The following is an 11,631-nucleotide window of genomic DNA, read 5'->3' as shown; positions in this document are numbered from 1 at the left end:
CTCCAGCTGGAAGGCGTTCGCGCCGGCGCCCCCTCCCCGCGCATCGCCCGGTCGACGGCCTCGATGGCGACCTTGCCGGCGTGCGCCGGCGCGAACGCCTTCCAGCTGGAGATGTGGCCTTTGCGGGATTGCCGGGTGCTGGTGGTCAGGTGCAGCGCCTGGCCCACCGCCTGATAGATGGTGTCGGGGTCGAGCCGCAGCATGGTCCCGATGCCCGCGGCCACCGACGGGCCGAGGTGCGCGACGTGGTCGATCGTGAACTCGTGCAGGCAGATTCCGCGGGACAGGTCGATCTGGATCTCGTAGGCGGTCGCCAGGCCGCGGATCACGTCGGCGCCGGGCACGCCAAGCTTCTGAGCAACCGCGATCAGCGGGGGGATGTTGTCGGCGGGGTGCGCGTACTCCGCCGCCAAGAAGGTGTCGTGGAAGTCGAGCTCGCGCACCGCGACACCGTTGGCCCACGCCGCCCATTCCGTCGCGTAGTCACCCTCGACGCCGAAGACTCTCGCGCCGCGCCGGGCCGGGTGGGCGAGCGCCTGCGCCCGCGCGACCGTGACCGGCCGGCGCAACACCGCCGCCGCGCTGACGGCCGCGTTGTCGATGATCCGGTTGGCCAGCATCTCGGCGACGTCAGGCTCGACGGAGACGGGATCGGCGGCCACGTCGGCGATCTTGGCGGCGAGGTGATCGCGGCGCGGGAAATCGTCCGAGCTGCGCCGTGTCCGGACGCTGTGCAGCAACATGCTCAATGATTAGCACCCCAGCCACCACGCCCCCAGCCGCGACAGATTGAGTACCGCACTACTCAAGCGAGTTCCGTCGCGGCTGCTCATGCTGGCCATGTGGCCGAAGGTCTGAGCGAGCAGGAGGCGGCGCTGCGCAAGTTGCCGTTGCCGTACTCGCTGGCGATGAGGTTGCGCGACGCCGGGGTGGCGCGGTCGGTGATCTGCGAATACGTCGGCGTCGCCGAAGCGTCCCTCGACGGCTTCTTCCACATCGCCGAGGAGAAACTCGCCGCGCTGCAGCAGCGGTGCGAGCCGTCTCTCACGGAAGGGATTCGCGATGCCAATTCTGGGTGAACGCGCAGTGGTGCTGGGGGCCAGCATGGGCGGGATGCTCGCCGCGAGAGTGCTGGCCGACTTCTTCGGGGCCGTGACGGTGATCGAGCGCGACGAGTTGCCGGACGACGCGCGCAACCGGCGGGGGGTGCCGCAGGGGCGTCACGTGCACGCCCTCCTGGCGCGCGGGGCCCGTGTGTTGGAGGAGCTGTTCCCTGGGGTTCTCGACGAACTCGTCGCCGCCGGGGCTCCGGTGTGGGACGACGGCGATCTGTCCAAGGCCTACCTGTCCTACAACGGACACCGCGTGTTGGCTTCGGGAGTCATCGCCGGCGATTACGGGGAGATGGCGCTGTACCTGCCCAGCCGCGCGCTGCTGGAATGTCAGGTCCGGCGTCGCCTGACGGCGATGGCGAACGTGACGATCCGCGACGCCCACGAGGTCGCCGAAATGACGTCGACCGTGGATGGCGGTCGTGTCACGGGAGTGCGGGTGGTCGACCGCGCAGGCGGCGTCGCACAGGACTTGCATGCCGACCTCGTTGTCGACGCGATGGGCCGCGGCGCCCACACGCCCGCCTTTCTCGACATCATCGGCTACGGGCGACCGGCCGAGGACCACATCACCATGCACACGACCTACGTCAGCCAGGCGTTGCGGATCCCACCCAAGACCCTGCACGAACTGTTGGCGATCGTCAGCCCCGCACCCGGTCGTCCCGTGGGCATGTTCCTCTTCGGCTACGAGCACGACACCTGGATATTCACGGTCTTCGGGATGACGGGGCGCGAGCCGCCACGCGACCTGGGCGGCATGCTGTCCTTCGCGGAACCCTTTGCGCCGCAGCACTTGTTGGCGGCGGTGCGCAGCGGCGAGCCGCTCGGGCCGGTGGTGCAGCACCGCATGCCCTCCAGTCAGTGGCGGCGTTACGACAGAATGCGGCGCTTCCCGGACGGCCTCTTGGCGTGCGGCGACGCGATATGCAGTTTCAACCCGATCTACGGGCAGGGCATGTCGGTCGCGGCGCTGGACGCGATGGCGCTGCGGGAGTGCCTGCGTCACGGCGTCGCGGACCTACCGCGCCGATACTTCCGCGCCACCGCGAAAGCAATCGGTGTGGCCTGGCGAACCGGGGCCACGTCCGACCTCGCCTTCCCCGACGTGGAAGGACGACGGACACCCGTCATGCGAGCCACCAATCGGCTCGTGGATGCGGTGCTGACCGCCGCCGAGTCCGATACGGTGATCGGTACCCAATTCTTCAGGGTGACAGGGCTACTCGATCCACCCACGCGACTGCTTCGGCCCTCGTTCCTGCGCCGGGTCGCCACCGTACACATGCGCGGCGCCCACCGGGTGAGCGTCGATGACGACACCCGACACCACATCGGAACGGCCATTGAGGAGGCCTCGAAATGACAGCTGTCGCACACAACACCAGCCTGCGCGAACGCCGCGAGGCGATCGTCAATCAGCACCTCGAGGCGGAGAATCGGCACGACGTCGAAGGGACGATCGCTACCTTCCACCGGCCCCGGTACGAAGTGAACGGGCAAGCCAGCGACGGGGCGGCGGCCGTTCGAGAATTGTTGGAGGGCTTGATGAACGGCTTTCCCGACCTGCATGCCGAGCTCGGCGCGATGCGCCACGCCGACGACGCCGTGTTCGGTGAAGCGCGGATCACCGGAACGCACGCCGGTGAGTGGGCGGGCATCCCACCCACCGGACGCCGCATCGACGTGACGATGGCCGGCATCTTCGAGTTCGACGAAGACCGATTGCTCTGCGAAAAGGTGTATGTCGACTTCGCGACCATGCTGACACAGATCGGTGTGCTGCCCGCTCTGGGCGGGGCGGCGGCCGCAGCCGGTGCGGACTAGCTGAGACGTCACGCTGATCCCGACTCAATAGCGTGCGCGGCAAAGGGGGTCAGGACTCGCGTCGCACCGCTACTCACGACAGGATGTGCGATATGACCGTCGTGTTCGTACACGGGAACCCGGAGACCGACGCCATCTGGGGCCCACTCGTCGATGCACTAGGACGCGCAGACGTGGTCCTGCTGTCGCCACCCGGCTTCGGCGCACCACTGGGCGACGGGTTCCCCGCGACCTACCTCGCCTACCGCGACTGGCTGGAAACGCGGCTGGCGGAAGTCGCCGGTCCGATCGACCTGGTCGGACACGACTGGGGCGGCGGCCACGTGGTCAACCTGGTGATGCATCGACCGGACTTGGTGCGCAGCTGGGCCAGCGACATTCTGGGCGTGTTCGATCCCGAGTACGTCTGGCATGACCTCGCCCAGGTGTGGCAGACCGCGGACGCCGGAGAAGAGCTGGTCGACACCATGCTCGGCGGGACCGTCGAGGACCGGGCTGCGCAGATGGCGGCGCTGGGCATACCGATGGACATCGCGACCTCGATCGCCGCGCAGCAGGGACCGGAGATGGGCCGCGCGATCCTGGCGCTGTACCGCTCGGCCCGCCAGCCGGCGATGGCCGAGGCCGGCCGCGCGCTGGAGAAGGCCGCCGCGCGGCCCGGCCTTTCCCTGCTTGCCACCGACGACACTTACGTCGGCTCCGACGAATTGCGGCGCCGAGCCGCAGACCGGGCCGGGGCGCGCACCGAGGTCCTGCGCGGACTGGGCCACTGGTGGATGGTGCAAGACCCGGCTCGCGGCGCCGCGGCGCTAACCGACTTCTGGAAATCCCTCGACTAGGGACGGCGCCGCGCCAGGGTGGCTGGCCACGTCGGCGCCTTTTATCAGGATTCTTCGCCGCCTCCGGAAGCTGTGACCTCGGTCGAACGCACCGCGAAATGCGCATGAACGCCCTACTGCCGGGCTCACAAGCGGTGTAGGTTCCGTGCTGGGGCGGCACTCGGTGAGGAGTGAGTCATGGCGGACGTGGATTTCTGTGTGGTCGGCGCGGGGTTCGCGGGTTTGACGGCCGCACTGCGGTTGAAGCAGACGGGCCGCTCGGTCGCCCTACTCGAGGCGCGCGACCGGGTCGGCGGTCGCACGTTCACCGAATACCGCCCGGACGGCACGTGGGTCGACCGCGGCGGCGCCTGGGTCGGACCCGGTCAGGACCGCATCCATGCGCTGATGGCCGAGTTCGGTGTGGCCGAGTACAAGTCGCATCACGACGGCGACGCCATGATGATCATCGACGGTAAGAAGCATCGCTACGGCGGCACCATCCCATGGAGTATGAGCCCCTGGGCGGTCGCCAACCTCGGCGCCGGCCTGCTCGAGCTGGGGCAGATGTGTAAGGCGATCCCACTCGAAACCCCCTGGACCGCAAAGAAAGCTCAGGAATGGGACCGGATCAGCCTCGGCGAGTGGCTGGAGAACAACACGTTGTCCAGGCCGGCCCGCGAAATGCTGGACATGGCCCTGGCGGGAACGTATACCTCAGCCGCGTCGGAGACCTCGTTGCTGTGGGTGCTGACGCAGATGGGGTCGGGCGGCGGTCCGACCTTCGTCATCTCCGGCAGGGGCGGCGCCCAAGACGCCCGGCCCGTGGGCGGCATGGGTGCCGTCTACGGCCCCATGGCGGCCGAACTCGCTGAGGCCGTGCACCTTTCGACGCCGGTCCGGCGGATCACCCAGGACGCCGACGGCGTGACCGTCCATGCGGACGGCATGACCGTCCGCGCCCGTCGGGTCATTGTGGCGATCCCGCTGGCGATCGCGTCGTCGATCGACTACGAGCCGATGCTGCCGGTGGACCGCGCGTTCCTGCACCAGCGCATGCCGGGCGGCGCCGTCATCAAAATCTCGATCGTCTACGACGAGCCGTTCTGGCGTGCGGACGGTTTCTCCGGCCAGTCCGCCGCGCCCGGATCCCCCGCCACGCTCACCATCGACGCGTGCACGGACACGGGCAACCCGGGCATCATGTGCGTCATCACGGAGGGACCCGCCGCGCGCCGGCTGACCGGGGTCGACGAGTCCGAACGCAAGGCGGCCGTCATCGGCGAACTGGTCGACCGGTTCGGCGAAAAGGCCCGGACACCAAGGGAATATCACGAGCAGAACTGGACCACCGATCGGTACTCCGGGGGCGGAATGATCAGCCACGCCCCCACCGGCGTCCTCACCGAGTTCGGCTACACCCTGCGCGAGCCTTGCGGCCGCATCCATTGGGCCGGAACGGAAAGCTCGGCCGTCATGTGTGGGTGGATCGACGGCGCGATCCGCTCCGGCGAGCGCGCCGCGGCCGAAGTGACCACCGCCGAAACCGCAACGGCCACAGTCACTTAGCTGGGGCTGCTCATCCCTAGTTGAAGAAGCCCGACTGCGCGTCGCGCCTGTTGAAGAAGCCCGAATCGTCGTTGCCGGAATTGCCGATGCCCGAATTGAAAACGTTCGAGTTACCGATGCCGATGTTGTCGAAGCCGGTGTTCCCGATGCCGGCCAGGAAGCTTCCGGTGTTCATGATCCCGACGTTGTTGCCGTTGCCCGAGTTCCCGAAGCCCGACTCGAAGGCCAATCCCGTGTTCTGGAACCCGGAAGTATCGCCACCGGAGTTGAAGAACCCGGACGAATCGAGGCCGCTGGTGCCGAAGCCCGAGTTTTTCACGCCGGCCGGCGTTATCACGCTGCCGAAGCCGGTGTTGAGGTTCGCGGAGTCGAAGCCACCGGTGTTGCTGTTGCCCGAGTTGGCCCAGCCGGTGTTGAAGTTGCCGGCATTGAAGTCACCCGTGTTGAGCGTGCCCGCGTTCCCGCTGCCGGTGTTCTGAAAGCCGGAGTCTCCCATGCCGAAGTTCTGGGAACCGCCGTTGACCATGCCCATGTTGTTCGCACCCGCGTTACCGAAGCCGAAGTTGCTGAAGCCGCCGTTGCCGAAGCCGGTATTGCCCTGGCCCGCATTGGTGAAGCCCGTGTTGAAGCTGCCCGAGTTCTCGAACCCGAAGCTGTGGTTGCCGGAGTTGAAGAATCCGACGTTGCCGGTGCCGGAGTTGAAGAAGCCGATGTTGCCGGTGCCGGAGTTACCGAAGCCGATGTTGCCGACGCCGGAGTTCAATGCACCGAAACCGATCTGGTTGTCTCCCGTGAGGCCGAACCCGATGTCGTTGTTGCCCGTATTGCCGAAACCCATGTTGTTGTTGCCGGTGTTGCCGGCGCCGACGTTGTTGCTGCCGCGGTTACCGAAGCCCATGTTGGCGTCACCGCGGTTGCCGCTGCCGACGTTCGAGTTGCCGAGGTTTCCGTTGCCGAGGTTTCCGTTGCCGAGGTTGCCGCTACCCATGTTGCCGATGCCGGCGTTGCCCATGCCCGTGTTGTTGTTGCCCGCGTTGCCACTGCCGAAGTTCTGGCTGCCGCGGTTGCCGTCGCCGATGTTGCCGGCGCCGTTGTCGCCGTTGCCGACATTGCCGCTGCCGATGTTGCCGCTGCCGAAGTTCTGGCTGCCCGCGTTGCCGCTGCCCACGTTGTTGTTCCCGTGGTTGCCGCCCCCGACGTTGCCGCCACCCGTGTTGCCAACTCCCACATTGAAATCCGCGAGTGCGGCTTGGGGCAGCGCGGGCAGACCCTGCAGCGCCTGGGCCATGGGCGCCAGTTGCGCCGCGACCGCCGACGCGCCGCCGTGATAGCCCACCATCGCCGAGACGTCGGCGGCCCACATCTGCTCGTACTGCGCCTCGGCCGCGGCAATCGCGGGGGCGTTCAGCCCCAACAGGTTTGACCGCACCAACGCGACGAACTGGTTCCGGTTGGCCGCCACCAACCCGGGATGCACGGTCGCGCCCACCGCCGCCTCGAACGCCGACGCCGCGGCCCGCGCCTGCCCGGCCGCGTTCTGGGAATGGGCCGCCGCCGCGCTCAACCACCCCACGTACGGCGCGGCGGCACCGGTCATCGCCGCCGCCGCCGGACCCTGCCATGCCGCGCTCACCAACCCCGTCGTCACCGACCCGAAAGACTCCGCCGCCGAACCCAACTCGGCCGCCAACCCGTCCCAGGCCGCCGCCGCCTCCAGTAACGGTCCCGACCCGGAGCCGCCCGAATACAGACGCGCCGAATTGATTTCGGGCGGCAGCAGCAAGAAATCCATGACATCGTCCCTAGTTGAAGAAGCCGGACTGGTTGAGCCCCGCATTGGCGATCACCGAGTCGTCGCCGCCCGCGTTGCCGACACCGGTGCGTTCCAGGTCGGCGGGGGCGACCGCCGGCGCCCGCGGGGCAGCCACCACGTACGACATCGCCACCCTCCCTCGCGGTGCGCGGTCGGATGACCCGCGAGGGCGCGGCCGATCCGACGTTTTCGGTGCAAGCGAGTCAAATGATGCGGGGGTGCCGTCGAACTAACGTCCGTTCAATCGCGTAGATACCGAATGTGAGAGGTCGTAATTGCGGCCAGCGCCGGGGTCGTAGATTCGACGACGCCCCGGCAACCGCCCCGGGCCCTCGCCGTTTTCCCGGGTATTGGACACGTGTGGCGCAGCATGAGCGACACTGATCTACGTGCGGAAATGCGGCCATCGTCGCGGCGCGACCGATGCGCGGAGGAGTCGATGCCCACCGGGACGGTGACGCTGCTCTCGGGCAGCGTCGAAACCGACACGGACGGCTCCGGGCGTCGGCGGGACCCGCAGCCGGGGCAGATGACCGCTGCCCTCGCGACGCTCCGTCGCGCGGTGTCCGAGACCGTCCCCGCCCACGACGGCGTGCTGACGGCAGGGCCGGGCGACAGCTTCGTCGCCGCCTTCGCCCACGCAACCGACGCCGTGGCCTGCGCCGTCGAGTTGCAGCGCACGCCGCTCGCGCCGATCCGGCTGCGCATCGGCGTGCACACCGGTGAACTGCGGCTCGGCGATTCGGGCCAGTACGTGGGCGCGACGCCCGAGCGGGCGTCCGCGCTGCGCGACCTCGCGCACGGCGGCCAGATCCTGATGTCGGGCGTCACGCGCGACCTCGTCGCCGACCAACTGCCCGCCGACGCCTGGATGGCCGATCTGGGCACCCATCAACTCGGCGACCTGCCCCGGCCGGAGCGGGTCGCCCAGCTGTGCCACGCGGACCTGGACGCGGAATTCCCCCCGCTACGCACCAGCGGCAGCACCGTTGCGCACGGTCTCCCGGTGCAGCTGACGCGTTTCGTCGGCCGCATCACGCTGACGGACGACGTGGTGAAGGCCGTGTCCGAGAACCGGCTGGTGACGCTGGCCGGCCCGGGCGGCGTCGGCAAGACCAGGCTGGCGGTACAGGTCGCCGCCCAGGCGGCCGCAGAATTCGACGGCGACGTGTGGTTCGTCGACCTGACGCCGGTCACCGACCCCGACGTGGTGCCGGTCGCGGCGATCCGGGCCCTCGGTCTGCCGGATCAGCCGGGCCGCTCCGCCACGCAGACGCTCGCGCGGTTCCTCTGCGACCGCCAGGTGCTCCTGGTGCTCGACAACTGCGAGCACCTGATCGAGGCGTGCGCCCAACTCACCACCGCGCTGTTGGGCTCCTGCCCGCACCTGACGATCCTCGCGACCAGCCGCGAGCCGATCGGAGTGGCCGGCGAGGTGATCTGGCGGGTGCCGTCGTTGTCGCTCGCCGACGAAGCGATCGAACTGTTCGTCGACCGTGCCCGCCTGGCCCGGCCCGACTTCAGCCTCGCCGTCGACGACAGCGACGCGGTGCGCGAGATCTGCGACCGCCTGGACGGCCTACCTCTGGGGATCGAGTTGGCGGCGGCCCAGGTGCGGCTGATGTCGCTGACCGAGATCCTCGACGGCCTGCGCAACCGGTTCCGGCTGGTCACCGGCGTTCGGCCCGGCACGCGCCGCAAACGGACCCTCGGCGAGTCGATCGACTGGTCCCACGAGTTGCTCAGCGAACCGGAACGCGTCCTGTTCCGCCGGCTCGCCGTGTTCCGGGCGGGGTTCGACCTCGAGGCCGCGCGCGTCGTCGCCTGCGACGATCCCGCAGAGCGATTCGAGGTCCTCGACCGGCTGGCCCAGCTGGTGGACAAATCCCTCGTCGTGGCCGAGAACGCCGGCGATCACACCCGCTTCCGGCTGCTCGACACCGTCCGCCACTACGCGATGGCGAAGCTGCACGAATCCGGCGAAGCCGACGCGGTCCACGCGCGTCACCGTGACCACTACGCCGCCATGGCGGCCCTGCTGGACAGCCCCGCGGACACCGACCATCAGCGCCGCCTCGAGCAGATCGAGACCGAGATCGACAACCTGCGCGGGGCGTTCGCCTGGAGCCGCGACAGGGGCGAGATCGAGCGTGCGCTGGAGCTGACGTCGTCGCTGCAGCCGCTCTGGCAGACCCGGGGCCGCATCCAGGAGGGGCTGGCGTGGTTCGAGTCCATCCTCGGAGAGCACGACGCGCGCCGCTCCGAGATCCCGGCGGTGGTGCGCGGGCGGGCCCTCGCCGACAAGGCGGCACTCGACGCGTCCCGCAGCATCGGCGACAACCTCGAGCAGGCGCAGCACGCCGTCGCCATCGCCCGCGAGATCGACGATCCCGCCCTGCTGGCGCGCGCGCTCACCGCGTGCGGCGCGATCGCCTCGTACAGCGCCGACGCGGCACGCCCCTACCTGGCGGAGGCGATCGGCATCGCCCGAGGGCTCGGGGACCAGTGGCGGTTGAGCCAGATCCTGACGTGGCAGGCCAACGGGGCGTTCTACGCCGGCGACCCGATCGCGGCGGAAGCCGCCTCCCGGGAGGGCCTCGGCCTCGCCGAGGCGCTCGGCGACCGGTTCCACGCGCGGTCGTGCCGGTGGACCCTGGGCCTGGCGCACCTGATGCGGGGTGAGTTGGCCGATGCCGTCGAGGAGTTCGGCGCGGTCACCGCCGACGCGGACGGCGCCCACGACGTCCTATTCAAGTGGGGCGGTCGGCTGACCCTCAGCCTTGCGCTGGCCTTCTCCGGCGAGGCCGGCGCGGCCCGCGCGGCGGCCACCGCATCACTCGACGCCGCGGGCGACCTGTGGCCGTACAACGAGGGCTTCAGCTACGCGGTGCTGGCCACCGCCGCGGTGGCCGCCGGTGACGTGGCCGCGGCGTCGGCGGCGAGCGAGGAGGCACAAGGGCGCCTCAGCATGCAGGGCGAACTCGGCGCGCCGATCGCCAACCCGATGGCCGACACCGCGCTGGCGCGTGGTGATCTGCTCGAGGCCGGTCGGTGGGCCGACCAACAGGTCGCGGCGACGTCGGGCTGGCACCTGGCCCGCGCATTGACCACGCGAGCCCGCATCGCCATCGCCAAGGGCGAGCACGACCAGGCCGAGCGTGACGCGCACAAGGCCCTCGCCTGCGCCGCGGAGCACGAGGCGCACCTCGCCGTCCCCGACATCCTCGAATGCCTGGGCCGCCTGGCCGCGGCCGGCCTGAGCCATCGTGACGCCGCACGGCTGTTCGGCGTGGCGAGCGAGCTGCGGCGCACGATCGGCGTGGTTCGCTTCCGGATCTACGACGCGGACCACGAGCGGGCCGTCGCCGGGCTCCGCGACGCCATGGGTGCCCAGGCCTTCCTGAGCGCGTGCGCGGAGGGCGCCGGGTTGTCGATCGACGAAGCCATCGCCTACGCGCGGCGGGGTCGCGGGGAGCGCAAGCGCCCGACCAGTGGGTGGGCGTCGCTCACCCCGACCGAGCGGGACGTCGCGCGGCTGGTGGCCGAGGGTTTGGCCAACAACCAGATCGCCGCCCGCCTGTTCATCTCCCGGCGGACGGTCCAGACCCACCTCACGCACGTGTACGCCAAGCTCGGCATGAGCTCGCGCGTGCAACTCGCTCAGGAAGTGGCCGGCCGCGGCTGACGCGTTGCCGCTGATGCACACCGCGGCGGCGCGAATCTACGACCCTCGCCGCGCGGCATCTACGTCCTATGACCGACGTTCGCCGGCGCGGCCGCCCGCATCCTGATCTCGATTCCGCGTCGGGCGGGGGCTGATGCGCACCCCCGGACGCTTCCACAGGGACCGGGAGGACAGCGATGTCGTTTGTAGCGGTGACGCCCGAGGCGCTGGCATCGGCGGGCGCGGACCTGGAGAACATCGGCTCCGCGCTGAGCGCCGCCCACGTGGCGGCCGCGGGCCCGACGACCGCGGTGCTGGCCGCCGGCGCCGACGAGGTGTCGGCGGCGCTGGCAGCGCTGTTCTCGGGGCACGGGCAGCTGGTACAGGCCGCGAGCGCCGAGGCGGCGGTGGTCCATCAGCAGTTCGTGCAGACGATGAGCGCCAGCGGCGCGATGTTTGCCGCCACCGAGGCCGCCAATGCCAACCCGTTGCAGGGCGTGCTCGACGCGATCAACGCCCCCATCCAGGCGGCCACCGGCCGCCCCCTGATCGGTAACGGCGTCAACGGTGCGGTCGGCACCGGGCAGAACGGCACCGACGGCGGCTGGCTGATCGGCAACGGCGGCGCGGGCGGAACCACGAACAGTGTCACCTCCCCCGGCGGGGCCGGCGGCGCCGGTGGCGCCGGTGGAATGTTCACCCACGGCGGGACCGGCGGGGCCGGGGGGGGGGGGGGCGGCTCCTTTTAACAACTCCCCGGCCCCGGGGCAGGGAGGAAAATCGGATGGCGGCCTTTGCCTGTAAAAAAACAAAACACCATGACCGCGA

The 11,631-nt window shown here is 69.7% G+C and carries 9 protein-coding genes and 1 pseudogene; 7 read left to right on the top strand and 3 right to left on the bottom strand.

Annotation, left to right across the window (positions count from 1 at the left end; all coding sequences use genetic code 11):
• Nucleotides 1-743, bottom strand: a 743-nt coding sequence (locus GPY60_RS25545) for an MmgE/PrpD family protein (protein ID WP_197283837.1), incomplete at its 3' end; no start/stop codon positions are given.
• Between the two features lie 99 nt (nt 744-842).
• Between GPY60_RS25545 and GPY60_RS25540 the strand changes: the two genes are divergently transcribed.
• The 5 genes from GPY60_RS25540 (at nt 843) to GPY60_RS25520 (ending at nt 5,326) form a co-directional block, all read left to right on the top strand.
• Complete coding sequence (locus tag GPY60_RS25540; RefSeq protein ID WP_156690487.1) at nt 843-1,079, top strand: hypothetical protein; 237 nt, start codon at nt 843-845, stop codon at nt 1,077-1,079.
• On the top strand, nt 1,063-2,478 hold the full coding sequence (locus GPY60_RS25535) for an FAD-dependent oxidoreductase (protein ID WP_156690486.1): 1,416 nt from the start codon (nt 1,063-1,065) through the stop codon (nt 2,476-2,478). Before GPY60_RS25540 ends, GPY60_RS25535 begins: the two co-directional genes overlap by 17 nt.
• Nucleotides 2,475-2,939, top strand: a complete 465-nt coding sequence (locus GPY60_RS25530; protein WP_156690485.1) for an ester cyclase — start codon at nt 2,475-2,477, stop codon at nt 2,937-2,939. Before GPY60_RS25535 ends, GPY60_RS25530 begins: the two co-directional genes overlap by 4 nt.
• Nucleotides 2,940-3,031: 92 nt before the next feature.
• Nucleotides 3,032-3,778, top strand: a complete 747-nt coding sequence (locus GPY60_RS25525) for an alpha/beta fold hydrolase (protein WP_156690484.1) — start codon at nt 3,032-3,034, stop codon at nt 3,776-3,778.
• Between the two features lie 177 nt (nt 3,779-3,955).
• Entirely contained in the window at nt 3,956-5,326 is a 1,371-nt protein-coding gene (locus GPY60_RS25520) for a flavin monoamine oxidase family protein (protein ID WP_156690483.1), read from the top strand.
• A gap of 16 nt (nt 5,327-5,342) precedes the next feature.
• Here GPY60_RS25520 and GPY60_RS25515 read toward each other — a convergent pair whose 3' ends face one another.
• Nucleotides 5,343-7,118, bottom strand: a complete 1,776-nt coding sequence (locus tag GPY60_RS25515) for a PPE family protein (protein ID WP_156690482.1) — start codon at nt 7,116-7,118, stop codon at nt 5,343-5,345.
• 10 nt (nt 7,119-7,128) lie between these two features.
• Nucleotides 7,129-7,266, bottom strand: coding sequence for a hypothetical protein (locus GPY60_RS25510; protein WP_156690481.1), 138 nt, complete (start codon nt 7,264-7,266; stop codon nt 7,129-7,131).
• A 270-nt stretch (nt 7,267-7,536) separates the two neighbouring features.
• Between GPY60_RS25510 and GPY60_RS25505 the strand changes: the two genes are divergently transcribed.
• Together GPY60_RS25505 and GPY60_RS25500 are read left to right on the top strand one after the other, a co-directional pair.
• On the top strand, nt 7,537-10,824 hold the full coding sequence (locus GPY60_RS25505; RefSeq protein WP_156690480.1) for a LuxR C-terminal-related transcriptional regulator: 3,288 nt from the start codon (nt 7,537-7,539) through the stop codon (nt 10,822-10,824).
• A 176-nt stretch (nt 10,825-11,000) separates the two neighbouring features.
• Nucleotides 11,001-11,531 (top strand): annotated as a pseudogene (locus GPY60_RS25500) (PE family protein); the annotation flags it as partial.
• Nucleotides 11,532-11,631 lie beyond the last annotated feature (100 nt).

It is taken from the genome of Mycobacterium sp. Marseille-P9652 (assembly GCF_902652685.1).
Classification (GTDB): domain Bacteria; phylum Actinomycetota; class Actinomycetes; order Mycobacteriales; family Mycobacteriaceae; genus Mycobacterium.
The sequence above is the reverse complement of the archived record's forward strand: the minus strand, read 5'-3'. Positions and strand labels throughout refer to the sequence as shown.